The organism is Pedobacter sp. UBA4863 (assembly GCF_002399615.1).
Lineage (GTDB): Bacteria > Bacteroidota > Bacteroidia > Sphingobacteriales > Sphingobacteriaceae > Pedobacter.
Window position 1 is genome coordinate 15,538 of record NZ_DHDZ01000025.1, and the last position, 22,718, is coordinate 38,255.

Sequence of the window (22,718 nt, forward strand, 5' to 3'; positions counted from 1 at the left end):
ATATGAAGAAAATACTGTTGGTTGAAGACGATCCGAACTTGGGTTTATTGTTGCAAGACTATTTACAGCTAAAGGGTAATTTTGAGGTAGTACTCTGTAACGATGGGGAAGAAGGTTTAGAAGCTTTTGCCAAACAAACTTTTGATTTATGTATTTTGGATGTAATGATGCCTAAAAAGGATGGTTTTACCTTAGGTAAGGAAATTAGAAAAACCGATTTAAGCGTGCCAATTATATTTGCCACTGCAAAATCTATGATGGAAGATAAGGCCCTAGCCTACGATTTGGGTGGCGATGATTACATTACCAAGCCCTTTAGAATTGAGGAACTGCTGCTTCGTATTAACGCATTGCTTAAAAGGGCTTCGGCGCAGCCAAGCCAACAAGAAGAAGAACCTAAAAAGTTTGAAATAGGCAGTTATACCTTTGACTATACCACACAGTTAATCCATTTTAATGGTTCACAGCAAAAACTATCTACCAAAGAAGCCGAATTGTTGCGCTTGCTCTGTTTAAAGAAAAATAGCGTATTAACTAGAGAAGAAGCACTAATTCATATTTGGCACGATGATAATTACTTTAACGGGCGTAGCATGGATGTTTTTTTGAGCAAACTGCGGAAATATCTTCGCGAAGACCCCAAAGTAGAAATTATTAATGTGCACGGCAAAGGCTATAAGTTAGTGGTGAATTAAGTTACGCTGTTAACCTGAAAAATGGAATATTTAGAAATACACCTTGGCGAGTACACCAACCAGCACAATTCATTTCGCCGTAAAATAAAAGTCTGATGCGCTAAATGAGTAAAATTAATTTTTTCGCTTTTGATGTCTTTGTGGTAGAATATTTTGATATATAAATCAGCTAACTGTTTTTTAACAATTAACCGATTTAGACAGTTTTAACAATTAGCCCAATATTACATCATTGCCCATTTAAAGGTTTCATTAGCCCAAGTTCCCCAGCTCTTTAAAGCCGATTTAAGGATGTCGAACAATTGTTTATTGCTTACTGTTTTTCCCTTTTTAGGCGTTAGCGCCAATTTACTTTCTGCTATAGGTGTATCGGTTACCGAAGTGGCAAACCAAGTTATATTATCATGAGGTAAGGCCACCCCTAAAATCATGCCGGGTAAACCACTAAAGGTTTCTGGTCCTCCACTTACTGCAATTTCATCAGTGTAAAATGCCACTACATAAACAGAGTCCATTACCAAAGCATTTGCTCTACGGCAATTATAGCCAGCAATGTTTCTAAATTCGTCAGTTATTTTCCAGTTAATTTTTCTAATGCTATCTGCTACAGTGTAATTTTCTTCGTATATCTTCTTTTGTATGGTGCTGGTACCAAGGTTTAAGCTACTTAATACGGTATTGTTTTGTTGCGTTTGCGGTAAGTTAAACCATCCTCCACTTTGTGTGGCTTCTTCTTCGGGTACAAAAAGTGATTTTTCATTATTAAAGATCAATGTACTTTTTAGCGTCTTAAACTGTGGGTTGTTTTTTTGATAGTTTTCAAAAGCCATTTTGCCCCAAGTATCTTCTTTACTTAATGCAATTTGCTTTTTGATGATAGCGTAGGTGTTCACTCGTTTTTCGTAAACAATTGTGCCTTGTGTTACAAAGCGAGTGTACTGGGCCATAACAGGTGTACTAACACTTATTAAAGCTATGATGATAAAGTTTTTTAGTTTCATAAGTATTATTTTTTAGTAGCAGTTGAGCCCCCCATTTTGCTAAAATCCCAAATTAGAGAGAATAAAAAGTAACGACTAATATTGTTGTAATTAGATTGAGTAATGGTATTTGCTGATGCAAAACGCCTAAAGCCTCTGTTTTCATTTAAAATGTCGTTGGCACTAAGTTTTATTTTTAAGCTTTCTTCTTTGTAAAATGCTTTTGTTAATGCGGCGTTAATAATAGTTTGTTCAAAAGCGGTGTTAAATGCAGCTGATTTTGGGGTGTAGGTATAATTACCATTTACTTCTACTCCAATTTTTTTAGGGAGTTTAAAAGTGCTATAAAGACCACCGTTTCTGCCCCATCCCTTATTGCTAATTTGTTTTTGTAAAGATGCCTCTTGTGCATTGTAACTAGGGCCAAAGTTTACATGTATGCTCAATTTATCATTGTATTTTGATAGGTTAAGACTAGGAGAATAACTTTGGCTTGTTGTGGTGTTTAATGCGTTATTTACGTAATTGTAGTAGGTATTTGCATTGAAATTTAATTGAAGGCCCACATTGATATTACCTAAAGCCTTAATTTTTCTAGAATAGCCACCCCAACCAGAATAGTAAGTTGGGATTTTGTTCTCCATGTTTACAGATCTGTAAATAGTGATACCTTCTGTACTTGTATTGTTGTTGCTTACAATTTGGTTATTGGTAAATCCAAAAGATAAACCCATGTATATGTTTTCGCTTGTAAGCACTTTGTAAGAGTTGAAATTAAGGTTTAACCTGTTATTAAAAGCGGGTTTCAAATCGGGATTTCCTTCGGGAATATTTAAAGGGTCGTCGTTGGTTCGTACCGGTTGTAATTGATTAACCGTTGGTTGTGTGTTAGAACCATTGTATCTTAACGATAAAGATTTTTGCGCTGAGAATCTGTACTGATAAGAAGCCTGAGGTAGCCAATTCATAAAGTTTCTGTTAAACTTCTGGTTGCTATAAACCTCGGTTTGATCGAAATTGATGAAACTTGCTTTAGTGCCAAAACTAAGGTTGGTTTTGGCTTTTTTGTAGCTAAAAACGGCACCAACCTGATTAGTTAATTGATCTGAATGGAAATTGTTGCTAAACTCTGTGTTTAAGTTATTGTAAACATTTGGAGTGCTTGCATCGTAAGTTTTTTTATCGGCTTTATTGTTGTTTAGCGTTATGCCATAATTTGCCGTTAGTGTTAGTACTTTACTTAGTGGCTCGTTATAAGTAATATTAGCCCTTAAATTGTTCGATAAGATGTCATTATCTCTTAGTTGGTCGGTAATGTCTGTTCTGGTGGCATTTTCGTTAGCATCAAAAAAGTTGTTAGTAGCTTTTAAGTACCCATCGCTTTTAGTTTGGTTAAGGCTATTGCTAATATTTAGGCTGTAATTTCTTCCGACTTTTTTCAATTTTTTCATATAGGTAGCGTTAACGTTAAAGTTGGTTTGATTTTGATTGCCAGTTGTGGTGCGATTAGAGTTATTTAATAAACTATTGTCTGCCCTTCTAGATTCTGAACTATAAAAATCTTCTTTATCACTGTTTGATAAGGTTCCGTCTATTATTACTTTTACGTTCGATGTACTGTCTATATTAATTTGGTAAGTTGCATCTAACTTTTGTCTGAAATTATTGCTTTCGCTATTGTTGTTGTTGTTAGAGTTAAAAATATTATTAGGAAGGTTGTTCTGAATTATGGTGTTTTTATTGGTCCTAATGTTAAAAGCACCTACCTTGTAATTAGTGTTAATGCTTTCTTTGTCTTTGTTCCATTTGTTTTCGTAATGCAAACCGCCATTGTGAGCTCTGGGCAGGCCTTCTCCGTAGTAGCTGTCGTTCTCAAACATGTTGTCTCCGCTCATGAAAAACATCATCCCTCCATCATCACTCATGGTCATGTTGCTAGATGCGCCGTATTTGGAAGCATCTTCCCAACCTAAACCAGTTTTTCCGGTGTTACTGCTGGTGCCATAGGCTGCAATTTTTTCTTTGCCTTTAAACTTGTTAAACATTCCTTGCAAAGCATAAAAATCATTGTTGCCATAACCCGCTTCAAGCTTTCCAAAGAAACCTTGCTTTTTATCCTCTTTCAATAAAATATTTAGGGTTTGTTTCTTCTCGCCGTCATCTACACCTGTAAACGCCGCTTGGTCGCTGGCCTTTTCAAATAGCTGTACTTTGTCCACCATATCGGCTCGTAGGTTTTTGGTCACTAAAGTTGGGTCGTCGCCAAAAAACTCTTCGCCATCAACTAATACTTTTTCTACTGTTTTACCTTGGGCAGTTATTTTGCCTTGGGCATCAACTTGTATGCCTGGGAACTGCTTAATTAAATCCTCAACCCGATCATTTGGTTTGATATTGTATGCAGCGGCATTAAATTCGGTAGTGTCGCCTTTAATTTTAATTGCCGCTGCTTGCCCTTTAATAATTACTTCGTTAAGCAATTTTGCCTTGGTTTTCATGTCTATCACTTTAAAATCAATAGCCTTGTTGGCAGAATCTAAACTAAAGATATTTACAAAATCAGCATACTCTGGGTAGGTAACTAGAAGGATAAAATTCCCATTTTTTAGTTGGTTAAAATTGAAATTTCCTTCTTGAGTTGCTCTTGTAAACTTGTAAAGTGTAGAGTCTTTAGCGTTTAAAATACTGATGGTAGCATTCTGTAGCTTAACGTTCGAAGAATTGTCGGCGATAATGCCCTTTACCGAGTTTGTCTGCGAAAATGCGAGATAAGGAAACAGCAAGGTTGCTATTATAATGGGTAACGTTTTTTTCATGCGAAGTAAGTTGGTTGATACGAAGGTATTAACTAAATTCTTAGTTTAATGCAAATTTGTTGTTATTTAACATTTTTAACACACCTTAACATTTTGTTCTTGTACATTAAGACGCAGCAAAAGCTAATATGTTGCAGGCTGTTTTTTAATAATTTGTGAAATAGCTAATGATATCTGCTATTTTTGTTAAGCCCAGTATAAAAAAAACTGATTTGGAAGAAAACCAACACCTACAACCTGCCGAACTAGCTGCCAGATTTATTAACCACACTGCTAGACATATTTTCTTAACCGGAAAAGCGGGCACAGGAAAAACTACCTTTTTGCGAAACATTATTGCCCGAACGTACAAAAAGGCAGTAATTGTTGCTCCAACGGGTATTGCGGCAATCAATGCCGCTGGGGTTACCATACACTCGCTTTTTCAGTTGCCGTTTGGTGCTTTTGTGCCACGTATAACACCAGACCAAAACCTTCCTTCGGGCATACCCTACAATACGCCCAAAAGTTTAGTTCGGCATTTAAGCATGAACACCATTAAGCGCCGAATTTTACTAGACCTAGAATTGCTTATTATTGATGAGGTAAGTATGCTGCGGGCCGATGTGCTAGATGCCATCGATTTTGTTTTACGTTACGTTCGTAAAAACAACGATAGTTTTGGCGGCGTACAGGTACTCTTCATCGGCGATTTGTACCAACTGCCACCAGTGGTTAAAAACCAGGAGCAAGAAATTTTAGGTAAGTTTTACCAAAGCGCCTTCTTTTTCGATGCGCTGAGCCTAAAAAACCATCCGCCAATTTATATAGAACTCGATAAAATTTACCGGCAGTCTGACCAGACTTTTATTGACCTATTAAATAACCTTCGCAATAATAACGCTACAGCAGAAAACCTTGCGCTGTTAAAAAGTCATTATCGCGAAAATTACAAACCAGATTTAAACGACAATTACATTACCTTAACCACGCACAACAGCAAAGCCGATGCGATGAACAAAAATAGCTTGGCAGAACTGAAAGGAAAATCGTTCTCTTACTATGCCACCATAGCTAAAGAGTTTGCCGAAAATGCCTATCCGATAGAGAAAACCCTAGTGCTTAAAGTTGGTGCACAGGTAATGTTCATTAAGAACGATCCGAAAGGCGAGCAACGGTTTTTTAATGGAAAGTTGGCCGTAGTAACAGATTTAACCGATGATAGCATCAGCGTTTTGCCCCAAGGAGATACTTATCCGATAACCGTAGAGCAGTACATTTGGAAGAACATTAGGTACACCACCAACAAACATACCAATGAGATTGAAGAAGAAGAAATAGGCACTTTTACACAATATCCCTTAAAATTGGCCTGGGCAATAACGGTACATAAAAGCCAAGGTTTAACATTTGATAAGGCCATTGTTGATATTGGCGATGCTTTTGCGCCCGGGCAAATTTATGTAGCGCTATCGCGATTGCGGTCTTTAGACGGGCTTATTTTAACCTCTCATTTAAATATCCGTGGCATGAAAGCCGACCAAAATGTGGCTTATTATTCAAAAAATAAAGATTTACAAGAGAGTTTGCGCTTGCAAATAACCAGAGAAGCCGATGCTTTTTTGAAACAATCGTTGTTAAATGCCTTTAATTTTACGCTGCTAGATAATTTTATTTACGAGCATGTGTTTAGCTACAGCAAGGATGAAAAGCGTTCTGTAAAACAGACCCATTTGGCTTGGGCGGTAAAATTGCAACAAGAACTGATGGCCGCAAAAGTACATGCCGATAAGTTTCTAAAACAGATAGACCGTTTGTTGGTACTCGAACAAACTACTGACCTAGAACCGTTAATTACCCGGGTAACAGCAGCAAGTAGCTATTTCTTGCCCTTGTTAACCACACAGAGTGATGCCATTTTTGCACATATCGAAAACGTAAAACAACAAAAGCAAACCAAAGAATATTTACACGAACTTATTGATCTAGAAGCCATGTTCTATGAGCAGTTTAAGAAAATAGTTCGTGCAAAGGCCATGTTGTTGGCAAAAGCCGGTGGTTACGAAGTTGCAAAAGAAGATTTCTATGCGCTATACGATTTGGCAAAACGCGAAGAACAAATGAAACAAGCTTATGCCCTGCCAAATAAAGAAGAATTGGAAAGAGAGGGAGAAAAGGCAAGGCCAATGAGGAGCAAAAAAACAACAAAAGAGAAACAACCTAAAATAGATACCAAAGAAATTACGCTAGCACTATTTAACGAAGGTAAAACCCCAACCGAAATTGCTGCTGAAAGAGGAATGACCAAAGGAACTATTGAAGGTCATTTGGCACATTACATTGTACAAAGCCAAATTAGTGCAGATAAAGTTATTGCTAAGCATAAGCTAGAAGTTTTGCTAAAGGCCATCAGAGAACTGAAGAGCGTTAAGCTTAACGAAATTCGCGATCATGTGGGCAAGGCCTATGATTTTGGGGAGATTAAAATTGCCATTGCTGCTTTTATCGCTGAGGGTGAGTAAGAAGCCGATAAAAACAAAAAAACTCCGAACTTTTGCCCGGAGTTATCAATTAAAATATGATACTGTTGCAAATTACTGTTTCCAGCCGCCACCTAAAGCACGGTATAAGTTAACTACGGCCGTTAACTTCTGCAACTGATCGTTCACAGCGCTTAATTGTGCACTGAGTAAACTTTGTTGCGAGGTTAAAACATCGGTGTAGTTGGTTGCAGAGCTGTATTTCAACAATTCTTCGGTAAAATCTACGGCCTTGGTTAAGGCTTCAATTTGTTTAGTTCTCGATGTTTCTTTATGAATAGCCGTTTGGTAGGCAAACAAGGCATTAGAAACTTCGGCACCAGCCGTTAAAATTGTTTTTTGGAAATCGTTGTAGGCAATTTCTTGGTTTGCTTTAGCAGTTGTTAAACGAGCTTTGTTTTGTCCTCTACCTAAAATAGGTTGTGTTAAACCACCTATAAAACTATAAAAGATAGAGTTATCGAAAAGGTTTTCTAGTTTTAAACTAGATAGACCGCCATTTGCCGTTAAGGTTAACGAGGGATAAAAATACGTTTTTGCCAAGTTAGTGTTCTCAAAGGCAGCTTTGAAAGCAAATTCTGAAGCTTGTACATCGGGCCTGTTTTTTAACAATAGCGAAGATACGCCAGTATTTAACGATGAATACACCTCTTGTTGTGTAAGTTTACCACGGGCAATTGGAGCGCCTGCTTTACCCAGCAAAATACTTAATGTATTTTCGGTTTCTCTAATGCTTCGCTTCAAATCTGGAATAGTAACCTCGGCAGCGTATTTATTAGCTTCGCTTTGTACCACAGCGGCACCGTTTACCACAGCGGCTTCTTTTAAAGCTTTAATAGTTGCCACACTCTTGGTTCTAATTTTAACCGTTTCTTCGGTAATTCGCAATTGTTCGTCTAAAGCTAAAAGCGTATAGTAGCTGTTGGCAATGTTGCTAATTAACTGTGTTTGTATGGCTCTTTTAGTAGCCTCGGTTTGTAAAAGCGTAGCTACTGCACCTCTTTTTGCACTTCCCAATTTTCCCCAAACATCTAATTCCCATGCGGCAGATAATTGCGCCTTGTACAATTGTGTTTCGGTGTTGATATTAATCCCAGGAGGAAAGTTTAAAGCGGCCCTAGACTGCTTATTTTCTGCAACAGAAACATCGGCATTAAGAGTAGGCAAAAAAGCCAGTTTACTTTGCGATAAAGTAGCTTGGGCAATTCGCATACGCTCAATGGCACTTTTAAGATCTAGGTTGTTTTGCAAACCTTCATTAATAAGCGCCTGCAATTGTGCATCTTTAAATAACACCGCCGGATTTAAATCGGCGATGCTATTTGTATCCGTACTGTTAATATCTCTATAGGTATCGGCCAGGGGCAAGTTTGGGCGTTCGTATTTTTTAGTTACACATGAACTAAATGTTAGCGCAATTGCCACAGCCGCAATTAAATTTCTGTTTATATTTCTTTTCATCTTATTCATTACTATCGGTCTCAAATTCATTTTTCTCTCTAAATAAACGTTCCGATGGATCATATCCTTCATCAAAAGGCGATTTGCTGCTAATTTTCTCTTGTAATTTTTGGAACATTACGAAAAGTACAGGGATAAAGAATACGCCAAATACGGTACCCATAAGCATACCGCCAATGGCGCCCGTACCAATAGAGTTGTTACCTTGCGCACCTACTCCAGAAGCAGCCATTAAAGGCACCAAGCCTAAAATAAAAGCAAACGAGGTCATTAAAATTGGGCGTAAACGTGCGCTTGCGCCCTCTAATGCAGCTTGTAAAATAGTCATTCCTTTTCTTCGCCTTTCTACGGCAAACTCTACAATTAGAATGGCATTTTTAGCCAGCAAACCAATTAACATGATTAGGGTAATTTGCGTGTAGATGTTATTGTCTATACCGAATATTTTACCGAAAATAAAGGTACCCGCTAAACCAATAGGTAATGATAAAATTACGGCCAATGGTAAGATGTAACTTTCGTACTGTGCTGCCAATAAAAAGTAAACGAAGATTAAACAGAGCATAAAAATATACACGGTTTGGCTACCAGCCGATTGTTCTTCTCTGGATAAACCAGAAAACTCGTAACCGTAGCCTTGTGGCAATACTTTACTTGCTTCCTCTTTAATTGCAGTAAGGGCATCGCCAGAACTGAAACCTGGTTTAGGACTCCCTGTTACAGCAATAGAGGTATAAAGGTTAAACCTGGTAATGGCCTGTGGTCCGTAAACTCTTTCTAATTGAATAAAAGTACTTATTGGAGCCATGTTGCCGTCTTTGGTGCGTACCTGCACATTGCTTAAACTTTCTGGGTTGGCTCTGTACTGTGGGTCTGCTTGGTACATTACACGGTACTGCTTGCCAAACTTGTTAAAGTTCGAGGCATAAACACCACCAAAATATCCCTGCATTACGCTCATTACATCGTTCACGCTTAGGCCTGCTTGTTTAATTTTGGCCACATTAGCTGTAATTAAATATTGAGGGAAGTTTGGATTGAACGAAGTAGATGCATATTGAATTTCGGGGCGTTGGTTTAATGCCGCTAAAAATTGGTTGCTTATCGCTGTAAAGTTTTGAATAGTACCGCCAGTTCTGTCTTGTAATTGAAACTCGAAACCACCGCTCATGCCGAAACCAGAAATGGTTGGAGGGGCAAAGAAAATAATTCTAGCTTCTTTAATGCCAGCAGTTTTTGCAAACAATTCCTGGATAATTGTTTTTACATCTCTTTTACGCTCGCTCCAAGGTATTAAACGGCCAATAACCATACCATAAGAACTGCCGCTACCACTAATCATACCTCTGCCATTTACACGTAAAACTGCCCTAATTTCAGGTATTTCACTTACTATGGCGTCCACTTTGGACAATATTTCATTGGTGCGCTCCATAGATGTGCCTGGGGGCAAAGCAATATCAGACATGATAGAGCCCATATCCTCGTTAGGTACAAAACCTTTAGGTGTGCTGTACATTAAGAACGAAAAAACACCTGCAAATGCAGCCACGGCAAGACCAGATAGCCATTTTCGCTTAGAAAGGAAATAAACAGAGCCTTTGTATTTACGGGTCATCTTATCGAACGAGGTGTTAAAAGCCGTAAAGAAACGTTTAGAAAAACTTTTGTTGGTTTCGTTTTGGTGCTCCTCATGAGGTTTTAGCAACAAGGCACATAAAGCAGGACTAAGCGTTAAGGCATTAATTGCCGATAAGATAATGGCTATGGCCAAAGTTAAACCGAACTGCTTAAAGAATACTCCAGAAGAGCCGGCAATGAAACTTACGGGAACAAACACGGCCGACATTACCAAGGTAATAGAGATAATGGCCCCTGTAATTTCATCCATGGCATCATTAGTAGCTCTTTTTGCAGATTTATAGCCTTTGTCTAATTTGGCATGCACGGCCTCTACTACCACAATGGCATCATCTACCACAATACCAATTGCCAGCACTAGGGCAAATAGCGTTAATAAGTTAATGGTAAAGCCAAACAAGCTGAGAAAGAAGAAAGTACCAATAATAGCCACCGGTACAGAAATAGCCGGTATTAGTGTAGATTTAAAGTCTTGTAAGAAAATAAATACCACAATAAACACCAAGATAAAGGCCTCAATCAAGGTATGTATTACTTTTTCGATAGAGGCATCTAAGAAGTCGTTGGCATTGGTTAGTGTAATGTAATCTATACCTTTAGGGAAAGATAATTTTGCTTCCTCTACTGCCTTTAGCGAGCCTTCAATTACTTCTTTAGCGTTAGAGCCCGCAGTTTGACTTACGGCAAAACCTAGGCCAGGTTTACCATTTAAACGCATGGTACTGCCATAGCTTTGCGACCCTAATTCTATTTTAGCAATATCCTTAAGCTTTAAAACTTGTCCGCCTTCGGTACTTCTAATAATGATCTCGCCAAACTCTGTTTCGCTCTTTAAACGCCCAGAATATTTAATGGTGTATTGAAAAGATTGGTCTCCTTGCTCTCCAAACTGGCCCGGAGCAGCTTCAATATTTTGTTCTGCTAGGGCAACGTTAATATCATTAGGCACCAATTTGTAGGCCGCCATTAAATCTGGTTTTAACCAAATACGCATAGCATAGGTAGATTGGCCAAAAGCCATCACATCGCCCACACCAGCTATCCTTTTAATTTGCGGAATAAGATTGATCTCCGCATAGTTTTGTAAGAACTTTTGGTCATACGCTTTATCGTCGCTGTACAGCGCAAAAATTAACACATTACTCGACTGTCTTTTCTGGGTAATTACGCCCGCCCTGGTTACCTCTGCAGGTAGTAGGCTGGTAGCCCTTGCAACGCGGTTTTGTACGTTTACGGCCGCCAAATCCGGATTAGTGCCCAGTTTAAAGTTAATGGTGATGGTGGCTGTACCGTCGTTACTTGCTGTAGAGGTCATGTAGGTCATGTCTTCTACACCATTAATTTGCTCTTCTAGCGGAACAACAACACTGCTCATTACCACATCGGCATTGGCACCTTGGTACGATGCAGAAACAGAAATAGTTGGCGGTGCTATTTCGGGATATTGCGAAACGGGTAGGGTAATAATACCCAATACGCCCAGTATCACAATAATGATAGAGATTACCGTAGATAAAACCGGTCTTTCTATAAATTTTTTAAACATGATATTCTTGCTGGAATGTTTGAAGGGGTGAAACCTTGTAAGGTTGAAACATGCTAACCTTACAACTCACAATAACTTATTTGTTTTTAGCTGCGGCAAATACAGAGTCGGCATTTTTGCTGTTTGGTTTTATCTTATCGCCTTCTTTTAAAGAAGCAAAACCTTCTAGCACAATTTTATCGCCTGCTTTTAAACCGCTTGTAACTACATAATAATTGCCTTTAGTGGCTCCCATAATTTCTATGTTGTTAATTTTTATGCCACCGGTATCTGTAACTAAATATACAAATTTCTTTCCTTGAATATCGGTAGTAGATTTTTGAGGGACTAAAATGGCATTTGTTAAGTTTTTAGGGATACGGATAGAGGCGCTTGATCCTGTTCTTAATAAACCTTCTGGGTTGGTAAAGGTAGCTCTTAGGCTAGATGACCCAGTTTGTACGTTTATTTGTCCGGCAATAGATTCTATCTTTCCTTTTTGGTTATACACTGTGCCATCTGCTAATACCAATGTTACTGGCGGAATACTTCTTACTTTGTCGCCTAGCGATTTGTTATCTCCTGTTCTAGCTATTTCTAATAATTGTTTTTCGTTCAAAGAGAAATAGGCATATACTTTTGATATGTTTGAAACAGTAGTTAGTGGCGATGGACTATTTGAGCTTACAATTGCGCCAACCTTATAAGGGATTTGACCAATAACACCACTAACAGGGCTGCGAACGATAGTATAGCCTAAGTTTACTTTTGCATTTACCAAGGTGGCTTTTGCCTGCGCCAAACTAGCTTTGCGTGCTGTTAGGTTCAGTTCGGCCGATTGTAGGTCGAACTTAGAAATGATATCTTTTTCTACCAAAGGTTTGGTTTTGTTGTATTGTAGTTCTGCAGCACTTACTTCTGCTTGGGCGCTTTTAATAGCAGCTTCGGCAGTTCTAACAGCTTGCTCATATTGTGGTGCCGTAATTGCAAAAAGAGGTTGGCCAGCACTAACGGTGGCACCCTCATCTACATAAATTTTACCGATAAAGCCATCAACCATTGGCCTAATATCTACATTTTGCTGTCCTTCTAAAGTAGCCGGATAATCGCTTTCTAAAGTGGTGTTAAGTTCGCTAAGTTGTACTACTGGGTAGGCTTGTGGGCCTGTGGGTGGGCCACCAGCTTTTGGGTCATTCTTTCCAGAGCTACATGAAGCTAAAAATAATGCCGTTAGGCCGGTAAGAGATAATAAAAGTGAGGGTGATTTCATTTTATGTAATATTTATAATGAGGATTCTAATTGAAAATTTGGTCTAAAATAATTTGTTTTCTTTCGGAAAGGAGTTGCTTGTATTTCTCCTTAGGCACGTCTAATAGTTTTTTATATAAAGGCATCATGATAACGGGAAAAGATATCAATGATGTTAAATTGAAGACAAACTGTATGGGATCATACTTTCTAATGGTGCCCTTATCCATTTCTGCTACAACTTCTTTTAAGAAATGAGATAGTGCTGCACTTTTTTTCTTATCTTCTAGTACAAAGTTCTTGCTGCATATTTCGGTTATTAAGAATGATTCGCGGTAGGGATACCTTTGCAACTCTTTCATGTGAACATCTATAAATAGGCTTACCTTCTCTTTAAAAGGAATGTCTCCATAAATGACCTCATCTAACTGTGATCTTAAGTTTTCTACCGCTTCGAGATATACCGTTTGGAAAAGCAAATCTCTAGACCGAAAATAATAGTTAATAAGGGCCCTGTTCACACCTGCCGCATCGGCAATTTCTTGCGTAGTGGCGTGTAAATATCCTTTGCCAAAGAATAATTCTTTTGCTGTTTGTTTAATAAGTTCTTCTTTGCTCAAGTAGGTTAACTTTTTTGTTTAACAATTTTGTTAACAAAGGTAAGGGGCTTTAAGCTATGAATTGTCAGTAAAATCTCATTTACTTTTAACATTTAACTTTGTTACAAAGTAACACTGCCAATTTACATGGCAAGTAAATGAAAAATAGGCACTATTAGGTAAGCCTATATAACAGCAAGCAATAGTGTTTATTGAATTTGAGACAGGGTAGTGTTTTTTTTACTTACCACGTAACCAAACAGCGCAGCGGTAAAAAACATAATTAGACTGTAAATAGCGGGCGGAATACTCATGGTGCTGTTGCCAATTACGTTTAGCGCAATATATATAGCTAAAGTGCCATTATGGATGCCTATTTCCATGCCTATGGCTATAGCTTGCTTTTTGCCAATATTAACTAATCTAGGAACAAAATAACCTAAGGCCATACTGGCCAAATTAAAACATAAGCTGGCTAGGCCTACTTGCTGAAAATAGCTTACGAAATTACTTTTTTCTTTTAAAACGGCTCCTGCAATAATTAGTACTAAAAAAATGGCCGAGAGTACTTTTACGGGCTTTTCTAAGCGTTTTGAAAAGTTTGGAGCCTTATAGTTAATAAACATACCTATGGCAACAGGGATCAAAACAATGGCAAATACCTCAATAATTTTGCTAAACTGCATGGTAATTACTTGGCTGCTTTGCATAAAGTAATGGATAGATGCATTTACAATAAATGGCAGCGTAACTAGCGTAAGTACGCTGTTTACCGCAGTTAGTGTTACGTTTAAGGCTACATCGCCTTTGGCTAAATGGCTAAATAAATTTGCTGTTGCGCCACCTGGCGATGCTGCCAGCAACATTAAGCCAATGGCCAACGCAGGTGGAAGGTTAAAGAGTAGTGTAATGCCAAAACAAATAACGGGCAGCAAAATCATTTGGCAAAATAGCCCAACAATTACGGCCTTTGGATAAAGTACCACACGTTTAAAGTCGTCGAGCATTAAGCTTAAGCCAAGGCCAAGCATGATAATGCCTAATGCAATTGGCAAAAAAAGAGTTAATGCAATATTTTGTTCCATAAAAAGTATAGCTGGTTTTAATAAAGATATACTTTTTTACGAATTTAAACCCGTAGTGTATTATCAATAAAACGATAAATAACTGATATGCAAGAATTTGTATATGAAGTTTAAATCCTCCCCATGCCCCCTCCAAGAGGGGGATATGCAAATCGCATAGTTAAACGCCATGTGCCCCCTTTGGAGAGTTTATCTCGACTATTCGGGAGGAGTGGAGGAGGATAATTAATCTAATGCAAACGGGTTAATTTAAGCTAGTAAAGAATAGGTTGTATTGCTGTGGCTAACTCATCACGGGCAGTTGCGGGTGCTTTTAGATACTGATCTCGCCCTCAAAAACTTTCTCTGCAGGGCCACATAAAAATACCTCGGTAAACTTTTTGCCGTCGTAACTAAAGTTGATTTCTAAATTGCCACCTAACACTACTACTGGAGTTACCACTTGACCAATTTGGTTTTGTTTTTTTGCCATGGCCATAGCCACGGCGGTTACGCCAGTACCACAGGCATAGGTTTCGTCTTCTACGCCACGTTCAAAGGTGCGCACAAAAAAATGGTCTGTTTTTTTCTCTACAAAGTTTACATTAATACCATTGGCTTTGTAGGTTTCGTTGTTACGTATAGTGTGGCCCTCGGTGTAAACGTCCATCGCTTCTAAGCCAGTAACCTCTTTTACATAATGGGGCGAACCAGTGTTTAATACAAAAGCATCTGCATCTACATGAATGGTATCTACATCAATCATTTGTAGTTCTACCCAATTGCCTTCGGCTGAAATTTTGGCATAATGAGCGCCATCTACTGCCAAAAAATTAGTTTCAGTGTCAAAAACACCTAAGTGTTTGGCAAAGGCCACTATACAACGACCGCCATTGCCACACATGCTGCCCACCTTGCCATCGGCGTTATGGTACACCATCTCAAAATCGTAGTCATCGTTATTTAGCAAGAACATTAAGCCATCTGCACCAATACCAAATCTACGATCGCAAAGTTGCGCTATAGTATCAGTATCGATGTTTTTTGAAATTATTTCTCGGCCATCAATTAAGATGAAATCGTTGCCGGCACCTTGGTATTTGTAGAATTTAATGTTCATTTTTTGCTTAAGCTAAATTGTACTAAATGTAAGCCCCGCAAAGTGAATGAGTTGTTGCTGCAGGTTTTAACATTTTTTAACATGTAATTAGACCTTATTATGATACAAATATCGGTGATATGGTATTAAATTTGAACAAATCAATGATAAAAAGTAAAACAACATAAATATCATTACATTAAAAACAAATATTTATATGCAAATGAAAAAAATAGGATTAATTGCTTTGGCTGCTTCTTTTATAGGAGGTGCAGCTGCAATTGGCGCCTATAAGCTATTAGAGCGCCCAAATGATAGTTTTACGCTGGCAGATAGGCAAAAGACGATGTTTGCTAGTAACGTAACCAGTATATCTTCGGCCGGAGCGCCCGATTTTGTACAGGCTGCTGCTGCCGTTTCGCCGGCCGTGGTACATATTAAAACTACCTATCAAGGTAAGTCGAGCAGGGGTGGTGGCATGGAAGATATGTTTGAACAATTTTTTGGTTTTGGTGGTGGTGGCCAACGTGCTCCTCGCCAGCCACAGGCCGCTTCGGGCTCGGGCGTAATTTTAACGGCAGATGGTTATATTGTTACCAACAACCACGTAGTGGATAAGGCCGATAAAATTGAGGTAATATTATCAAATAGACATAAAGTAACTGCCAAGGTAATTGGTAAAGATGCGAATACTGATTTGGCATTAATTAAAGTAGAAGCAAATGATTTGCCTTATGTAAAAATGGGTAATTCTGACAATGTGCAGGTGGGCGAGTGGGTATTGGCCGTAGGTTTCCCGCTAGATTTGCAAACCACCGTTACTGCAGGTATTGTAAGTGCAAAGGCTCGTAACATTGGTATTTTAAACCGCGAAAATGGGATGATGACCCAAGAAGAGTACGATGATTTTAGAAGAACGGGGCAAAGACCTACACGTACCAATAACTCTATCGAATCGTTTATCCAAACCGATGCGGCCATTAACCCCGGTAATAGTGGCGGTGCATTGGTAAACGCTAATGGCGAACTGGTGGGCATCAACGCAGCTATTGCTTCGCAAAGTGGTAGAAATGAAGGGTATGGTTTTGCTATTCCAGTAAATTTAGCTAAGAAAATTCTCGAAGATTTTAAAAAATTTGGTTCGGTTAAACGTGGTTACATTGGGGTTTCTTTTAGGGCCTTAGATGCCGATGTAGCAGAAGAACTTAAAATTAAAGAAAATACAGGTTTGTATGTAAGCGACATTTCTCCAAACGGAGCTGCGGCTGCTGCGGGAATTAAAGAAGGCGATATTATTAAAAAAGTAGAAGGTACGCCTATTTACGATTCGCCTGATTTGCAAGAGCGTATTGGACGCATGAGCCCAGGCGATAAAGTTGCATTAACTGTATTGAAAGCTGATGGCTCTACTAAAAACATTAACGTTACTTTAAAGGGCGAAAGTTCTGTATTAACAGCTAAAGCAAGTGAGAAGGCAACCGGGGTGGGTATCTCGAAATTGGGGGCTAGTTTTGCGCCAGCAACTGCTGCTCAAAAGCAAAAGTTTGGGATCAACGGCGGAGTTGCGGTAACCAATATTGTAGCGGGCCAAGAGTTTGACTATTACGGAATTGTTAAAGGATCTATCATTTACAAAGTAAACGGTAAGGAAGTTAACAGCGCTACTGATATTGAGAAAGCCTTAACAACTTCTAGAGACGGTAGAACTACAATTTCTGGTTTCAACCCTAATGGAGGAACTTTTGTTATTCAATTTTAAATAAGTTTAGTTAGTTTTATATTAAAGGGTATTCTGAAAAAGGATACCCTTTTTTGTTGGTGTATTTTATGATTTCTAATTATCGATAAAGAAATTAGGTGTTAGGTATTAACATTTCGCAGCTCTTCTGTTTCTGCCCATTGCATTATAAAACCACAGAATTGAAAACCAGTATCAAGTCAAGTTTTAAACAAATGCCGATAATGAATTATGAAAGAGGTCTATTGTAAAAGTTATCATCTGAGTTTCTTTAGGATAAATGTGCTAGCACAAGACGTTAAAACAAGTCCCTAATTAACTTAGGGAGACGGAGTGTAAATTTTTAGCACCCGATGTTACAAATAGTTTGTCATCGTGTTAATAACCAAATTGTTCTTTAGAGAGGTATAAGCACAACTAGTTTTAACGAGCTTTAGACGGGGTTACAACGAACTTTAGTCGGACTTATGACAATTCTATCCGACAAAAAGCCTAAAAGAATACCTCTTAATCTAGCATAAACCTCTTTTAGTGCCTATTTAATTTATTTTGTAAAAATGTTTATCGCTTATTTTTGAGCGAAAAGAGGCGTGTTTTTGAAGAGATAGGAGGGCTTCTACCTCAAAAAAATGCAACAAAGTTGCAGCCGAAAAGAAGCATAAACAAATTATTAGATAAACTTCAGACAGGCTCTTATAATTCATTAAACAAACCAGATCATTGTGAGGAACGAAACAATCTTACAACGTTAAAAGAAGTTTTTAAAGAGCAGTGCAAAAAAAAGACTCCAACTTTTATGTTAGAGTCTTTTTTAGAATAGTAAACCTATTTATGCTGTGCCTGCCCTACGCGGATAGCCCACTCACAGGACTTTTTTTATCTTTCTTGTTTGGTGATAACAAGCTAGCAAAAAAATGGTTTCGTTCTGTTAAAATTTTATTAACAAATCAACAATTCTGTTGATTATTTTTTGGTGTCTGCGTAACCGAAAACTTTTTGTAGCAAACCGGTAGAACGGGCGCTAATGTTATCTCTAATTTTTAGTTCTTCTTGTGCTACTTGTACAAACATGCCGCTAATGGCTTTTTCGGCTACGTAATTAGTTAAATTGGTGTTTACCGGAGTTACTAACGGTAGCCTATTATAGGCTGTTGCAGCATCGCCCCAGTATTTGGTTGCGCCTACTTTGCTTAAACTGTTGCTAATTACTGGCGAAAATCTCTCCATCAGTTGTGCCGTAGTTACTCTTTTAAAATATTGTGTTGCGGCATCTTTATTTCCTAAAAGGATATTGGTCGCATCGGCAATAGTCATTTGTTTAATGGCATTTACAAAGATTGGCTTTGCTTCTTTTGCAGCATCTTCTGCCGCACGGTTTAAACTCAAGATTACATTGTCGGCCAACGAATTTAAGCCTACGCTACGCAAGGTTTTTTCTACCTTTTGGGCTTCGGCGGGGAACAAGATCTTGATGGCCATATTGCCAAAGAAACCATCTTTTGCCGAAAGCTTATCGGAGCCTGCGGCAGTACCTATTTCTAGTGCTTGCTTTAGGGCATTGCTAATTTCTAAGTTAGTAGGCGTGCCGGTGGCACCTGTTGCAACTTGTCCTAAAATGCTGCCAATTTGCTGTTGGCTTTGTACATCGCAGCCGCTTAAAGCTAAGGTGCTTGCAACCATTAATAATAATCCAGTTTTTTTCACTTCTTTTAACGCTATGGGTAAAGCAATGGGCCGGCAGTTACCGTTCGTTGCTGTTGTTGGCAAAATTACGTAAATCTTTTGCCTTGTACGCATCTAATCCAGTATATTTTCTGGTTAAACGATAAAGCAGTTGATTTAACTTTTCTACTTTATATTGGCCAACGGTAGGTGCTAAGTGCGAGTTGCCAATTCCACTATGATCCGTAATAAATACGTAAGTGCCATTTGTACTTAATGCCATGAAACGCATTAAAAACTCGGTAGATTTATCTATGCCACTTGCTACTACCGGAACTAAAATAATGCCTTTTGCAGCTGCCTCTTTAACTGAGCGCTGTATTCTTTTAATTTTATCTGGTTGATGATGGGGAGGGGCATCTAATATCATGAACATTAATTTTGTGGAATTGGGTTCACTTGTCCATTGTTGCTGAAATATGGCATTTTCCATCGCCTCGTCAACAGCTTCTTCAAAGTCGCCTCCACCGCTAGCGCTTTGTTTAACGAGGTTCGCTTTAATTTTTTGCAGGTCTGTGTCAAATCCGAAATCTCTTATTATGTATTCATCTCCGTGATCTCTGTAAAAAACTAATCCAGTACGGGTAATTAATCCGTCTTCTCTGTTAAATCTTCCAACAATATCATCAAGCTCTGCTTTAAGATAATTGATTTCATCGCCCATAGAGCCAGTAGCATCAACCATAAACATCACATCTAGGTTTTTAATTTTTTGGGCTCCTACATTTAATTTTATATTTAACTGCCTAGGCTGTTGCTCAAAAGTTTTGGTATAAAGAGGCTCGCCATTGGGAGATGCTACCACAATTTTTATTTCATCATCATTCGGTTGTAATAGCGCTGTCCATAGCTCTGCAATACCGGCATAGTTGCTTTGGGCCTTCCATAGCGCTTTTCCATTGCTAAAAGCATAAACTTGATAATTTGGAAGTGGAGAATTGTTTTTATCTCTTAAGGTGATTTTAAATCTTTTGCCTGTATTAAATCCCCAGCTTTGTTGGTAACTAGACCAATCTTGACTATTCATCAACCCTTTCCAGAAGTCCCAGTTTTCCAAATCGTTCCACTCGCCCGCGGTAAGCTGATTAGACTGAGGCAAATCTTCTCTTCTATCTTTTATGGCTCCCGTACTCGATGTGGATCTGCTTATGTCATCAGCAATTGGAACTCCAGCAACTCGGCCACTTAAGCTTTCTGTTGAAGCAACTGTAGCAACAGCGCCATTAAGGCTCATTTTTTTCTCTGTTGCATAGTCAACAATAGCAATTTCATGCAAAGCTTTACTGTCATCGGCTAAACTGATATTGATAAGGTTAGCTTTGCCAATGGTTACTTTTTTGTGCTGAAAACCAATGGAACTTACCATTAAATAGGTATCGGTAGCCGGAATTTTTAAGAAGTATTTGCCATCGCTTCCAGCCGTTGTATGGGTTTTACTAGGAAAGCTTTGAATGCTGGCATTTGATAAGGCTAAGCCATTGGCGGCGCTAACTATTGTGCCCGAAATTTCTCTGGTTGGTGGGGCCTTGTATCCAAAAAACAGGATTAAAGCCATAAAGGAGGTGAGTAAGGTTTTCATATTTCTACTTTTTGATGAATGAATATTTGAAAGGCTAGTCTTTCTGACTAATAGCTTCTAGTCTTGCCGGCTTTTTAGAGGGTAGATGTAGCTATTGCTAATTTTCCATACTTGTCTCGAAAAATATTTTTATACTTGAATGAAATTTAGGCAATTCCACCAGCGTTTGAAGTTTATCAAGAATACAGTTAAGTCAGAAGAAAAGGACGATCTTTCTTTAGTTGTTGCTTATCAAAAAAGCGGCGATTTAGAGGTGTTGGGCGAACTTTACAATAAATATATGCACTTGGTTTACGGGGTTTGTTTTAGCTACTTTAAGGATGAAGAACAAAGCAAGGATGCGGTAATGCAAATTTTTGAGGAGCTGATTAAAAAACTGCGTATCCATCAGGTGCAAAATTTTAAAAGTTGGCTGCATGTACTTACCCGAAACCATTGTTTAATGGCGCTGCGTAAGTCGTCAAAAAATCTAACGGTACCCCTCGAAGATAATTTTGTGGAAAATGACGATTTTGTGCATCTAGCTATAGACGACACAAAAGAAACACAGTTAACCCTTATGGAAAAGTGTATGGAAAGCCTTTCGGAAGAACAGCGAAAAAGTGTAGATTTATTCTATTTACAAGAAAAATGCTACAAAGAAGTTGCCGATATTACTGGTTATGATATGCTAAAAGTGAAAAGCTATATCCAAAATGGGAAACGGAATTTGAAGATTTGTATAGAAAAGAACAGTGGGCAATAACGAATGGTTAGATATTGATGTACTGGACGACTACCTAGAAGGGAAGTTAGATGCCGGTATGATGCATAAGGTAGAGCGAGTATCGCTCGAAGATCCTTTTGTTGCCCAAGCTTTGGCTGGACTAACGGAGGCGAAAAAACGGACGCAAACGCTTTCTATCTTACAAAGACAGTTGCATGAGCGCATTGCCGAAAAACCTGTTGAACGTAAAATGTGGCGTATTGCCTCTATGCGTTTAAGTATTGCGGCAACTGCGGCAGTACTTTTTTTAACGGTTAGCGTATTGTTTTGGATGCGTGAAAATTACCGTCAACAGCAGGCAGAACTAGCGGCCAATAAACCAAAAACCATAGAAATTGCTTTAAAGCCAGAAGCGAATGCCGTGGCAGTGGCTCCGGTTGATACTGTTATTCGTGCTAAGCCAGCAACTTTGGTTGATGAACAAAAGGTAGCGCAGGCCTTAAATAAAACCTTGGCTAAAGGTGGCCAAGCAATTGCCAAAAACAAACGTTCAAAAGAAATAACCAACAATAATTCAGCACGCTATAGTGGTGCAATAGCTAATGATGTGGTAAATAGCGAAACAACTAATGACCAAAAGGCAATGCGTGGCGTTGCTTTTACAGCACCCAAACCTGTGGCAGAAACTTTATTAGCGAGTGGGTTGCAAAGCGACAATGCCAAGTTGGTAAAAGGTATTGTTGCCGATGTTAACGGCCAGCCAATTGCAGGAGCTGCCGTACAACTGACAGGTGCCAATTTAAGAACTACTACAAATGCAAGTGGAGAGTTTGAGTTGGCGGTTGACAAAGACAGCAATAAAGTAACTTTAGAAGTGGCATCTTTAGGCTTTGCCCGTAAAAATGTAGCAGTTAAGACGAATGAAAAGCTGGACATTAGGCTACAAGAGGCCAATAACGCATTAAATGAGGTGATGGTTGTTGGTGTTGGCGAAGCGAGGAAGAAAACGGCGGTGTCTAGCAAATCGACTATTATAACGGCAAACGAGTTGATTATTGGGGTGCCTGCGATTGGCTGGAAAGCCTACAACGAATATTTAATTAAAAGCAACAAATTGTACGTTGATGGCACTAAAACCGTTAGGCTAAGCTTTAGTATATCGGCAAACGGTTCGCCAAAAAATATAAAGGTTGAAAAATCGGAAGGGAAAGCGATGGACGATGAAGCGGTTAGGTTGTTGAAAAATGGTGGGAAATGGAAATTGCCAACGGGCAAGATAACCCAAACATCGATAAGTATTAAGTTTTAGAAACTGTTTAAATTTC

The 22,718-nt window shown here is 38.7% G+C and carries 15 protein-coding genes; 5 read left to right on the top strand and 10 right to left on the bottom strand.

Annotated elements, in window-relative coordinates:
* Positions 1 to 2 precede the first annotated feature (2 nt).
* Positions 3 to 695 carry a response regulator transcription factor gene (locus tag B3I52_RS04125; protein ID WP_293299111.1) on the top strand — a complete coding sequence of 231 codons (693 nt, stop codon included), beginning with the start codon at positions 3 to 5 and terminating at the stop codon, positions 693 to 695.
* 224 nt (positions 696 to 919) lie between these two features.
* On the opposite strand, the gene B3I52_RS04130 is transcribed toward B3I52_RS04125, so the two are convergent.
* Positions 920 to 1,696 (bottom strand): GLPGLI family protein, encoded by a 777-nt coding sequence (locus B3I52_RS04130; RefSeq protein WP_293299114.1) that lies wholly within the window; start codon positions 1,694 to 1,696, stop codon positions 920 to 922.
* A 5-nt stretch (positions 1,697 to 1,701) separates the two neighbouring features.
* Positions 1,702 to 4,491 (bottom strand): outer membrane beta-barrel protein, encoded by a 2,790-nt coding sequence (locus B3I52_RS04135; RefSeq protein WP_293299117.1) that lies wholly within the window; start codon positions 4,489 to 4,491, stop codon positions 1,702 to 1,704.
* Between the two features lie 167 nt (positions 4,492 to 4,658).
* Between B3I52_RS04135 and B3I52_RS04140 the strand changes: the two genes are divergently transcribed.
* The gene (locus B3I52_RS04140) at positions 4,659 to 6,992 is read left to right on the top strand and encodes a helix-turn-helix domain-containing protein (protein ID WP_293299120.1); all 2,334 of its coding nucleotides are present in this window, start codon (positions 4,659 to 4,661) and stop codon (positions 6,990 to 6,992) included.
* 72 nt (positions 6,993 to 7,064) lie between these two features.
* On the opposite strand, the gene B3I52_RS04145 is transcribed toward B3I52_RS04140, so the two are convergent.
* From B3I52_RS04145 to dapF, 6 genes are all read right to left on the bottom strand, one after another.
* Positions 7,065 to 8,471, bottom strand: coding sequence for an efflux transporter outer membrane subunit (locus B3I52_RS04145; RefSeq protein WP_293299123.1), 1,407 nt, complete (start codon positions 8,469 to 8,471; stop codon positions 7,065 to 7,067).
* A 1-nt stretch (position 8,472) separates the two neighbouring features.
* On the bottom strand, positions 8,473 to 11,658 hold the full coding sequence (locus B3I52_RS04150) for an efflux RND transporter permease subunit (protein ID WP_293299126.1): 3,186 nt from the start codon (positions 11,656 to 11,658) through the stop codon (positions 8,473 to 8,475).
* Positions 11,659 to 11,734: 76 nt separating this feature from the next.
* On the bottom strand, positions 11,735 to 12,907 hold the full coding sequence (locus B3I52_RS04155) for an efflux RND transporter periplasmic adaptor subunit (protein WP_293299129.1): 1,173 nt from the start codon (positions 12,905 to 12,907) through the stop codon (positions 11,735 to 11,737).
* Between the two features lie 26 nt (positions 12,908 to 12,933).
* The gene (locus tag B3I52_RS04160) at positions 12,934 to 13,506 is read right to left on the bottom strand and encodes a TetR/AcrR family transcriptional regulator (RefSeq protein WP_293299132.1); all 573 of its coding nucleotides are present in this window, start codon (positions 13,504 to 13,506) and stop codon (positions 12,934 to 12,936) included.
* A 188-nt stretch (positions 13,507 to 13,694) separates the two neighbouring features.
* Positions 13,695 to 14,570, bottom strand: coding sequence for a bile acid:sodium symporter family protein (locus B3I52_RS04165; protein ID WP_293299136.1), 876 nt, complete (start codon positions 14,568 to 14,570; stop codon positions 13,695 to 13,697).
* Between the two features lie 313 nt (positions 14,571 to 14,883).
* Positions 14,884 to 15,669 (bottom strand): diaminopimelate epimerase, encoded by a 786-nt coding sequence (gene dapF / locus B3I52_RS04170; protein ID WP_293299139.1) that lies wholly within the window; start codon positions 15,667 to 15,669, stop codon positions 14,884 to 14,886.
* Positions 15,670 to 15,871: 202 nt separating this feature from the next.
* Between dapF and B3I52_RS04175 the strand changes: the two genes are divergently transcribed.
* A complete protein-coding gene (locus B3I52_RS04175) occupies positions 15,872 to 17,407 on the top strand; it encodes a trypsin-like peptidase domain-containing protein (protein WP_293299142.1) in 1,536 nt (511 codons plus the stop codon).
* 942 nt (positions 17,408 to 18,349) lie between these two features.
* Here B3I52_RS04175 and B3I52_RS04180 read toward each other — a convergent pair.
* Together B3I52_RS04180 and B3I52_RS04185 are read right to left on the bottom strand one after the other, a co-directional pair.
* Positions 18,350 to 19,183 carry a DUF4197 domain-containing protein gene (locus tag B3I52_RS04180; protein ID WP_349678670.1) on the bottom strand — a complete coding sequence of 278 codons (834 nt, stop codon included), beginning with the start codon at positions 19,181 to 19,183 and terminating at the stop codon, positions 18,350 to 18,352.
* The gene (locus tag B3I52_RS04185) at positions 19,128 to 20,687 is read right to left on the bottom strand and encodes a carboxypeptidase-like regulatory domain-containing protein (RefSeq protein ID WP_293299167.1); all 1,560 of its coding nucleotides are present in this window, start codon (positions 20,685 to 20,687) and stop codon (positions 19,128 to 19,130) included. Before B3I52_RS04185 ends, B3I52_RS04180 begins: the two co-directional genes overlap by 56 nt.
* A gap of 166 nt (positions 20,688 to 20,853) precedes the next feature.
* On the opposite strand from B3I52_RS04185, the gene B3I52_RS04190 reads away from it, so the two are divergent.
* On the top strand, positions 20,854 to 21,432 hold the full coding sequence (locus B3I52_RS04190) for an RNA polymerase sigma factor (protein WP_293299198.1): 579 nt from the start codon (positions 20,854 to 20,856) through the stop codon (positions 21,430 to 21,432).
* On the top strand, positions 21,422 to 22,702 hold the full coding sequence (locus tag B3I52_RS04195; protein WP_293299170.1) for a carboxypeptidase-like regulatory domain-containing protein: 1,281 nt from the start codon (positions 21,422 to 21,424) through the stop codon (positions 22,700 to 22,702). Before B3I52_RS04190 ends, B3I52_RS04195 begins: the two co-directional genes overlap by 11 nt.
* The last annotated feature ends 16 nt before the right edge of the window (positions 22,703 to 22,718 follow it).

Excerpts from the sequence above, each read along its gene's own strand:
- B3I52_RS04125 (WP_293299111.1), top strand. The coding sequence starts at position 3 with ATGAAGAAAATACTGTTGGTTGAAGACGATCCGAACTTGGGTTTATTG.
- B3I52_RS04130 (WP_293299114.1), bottom strand. The coding sequence starts at position 1,696 with ATGAAACTAAAAAACTTTATCATCATAGCTTTAATAAGTGTTAGTACA.
- B3I52_RS04135 (WP_293299117.1), bottom strand. The coding sequence starts at position 4,491 with ATGAAAAAAACGTTACCCATTATAATAGCAACCTTGCTGTTTCCTTAT.
- B3I52_RS04140 (WP_293299120.1), top strand. The coding sequence starts at position 4,659 with ATGATATCTGCTATTTTTGTTAAGCCCAGTATAAAAAAAACTGATTTG.
- B3I52_RS04145 (WP_293299123.1), bottom strand. The coding sequence starts at position 8,471 with ATGAAAAGAAATATAAACAGAAATTTAATTGCGGCTGTGGCAATTGCG.
- B3I52_RS04150 (WP_293299126.1), bottom strand. The coding sequence starts at position 11,658 with ATGTTTAAAAAATTTATAGAAAGACCGGTTTTATCTACGGTAATCTCT.
- B3I52_RS04155 (WP_293299129.1), bottom strand. The coding sequence starts at position 12,907 with ATGAAATCACCCTCACTTTTATTATCTCTTACCGGCCTAACGGCATTA.
- B3I52_RS04165 (WP_293299136.1), bottom strand. The coding sequence starts at position 14,570 with ATGGAACAAAATATTGCATTAACTCTTTTTTTGCCAATTGCATTAGGC.
- dapF (WP_293299139.1), bottom strand. The coding sequence starts at position 15,669 with ATGAACATTAAATTCTACAAATACCAAGGTGCCGGCAACGATTTCATC.
- B3I52_RS04175 (WP_293299142.1), top strand. The coding sequence starts at position 15,872 with ATGAAAAAAATAGGATTAATTGCTTTGGCTGCTTCTTTTATAGGAGGT.
- B3I52_RS04180 (WP_349678670.1), bottom strand. The coding sequence starts at position 19,183 with ATGCGTACAAGGCAAAAGATTTACGTAATTTTGCCAACAACAGCAACG.
- B3I52_RS04185 (WP_293299167.1), bottom strand. The coding sequence starts at position 20,687 with ATGAAAACCTTACTCACCTCCTTTATGGCTTTAATCCTGTTTTTTGGA.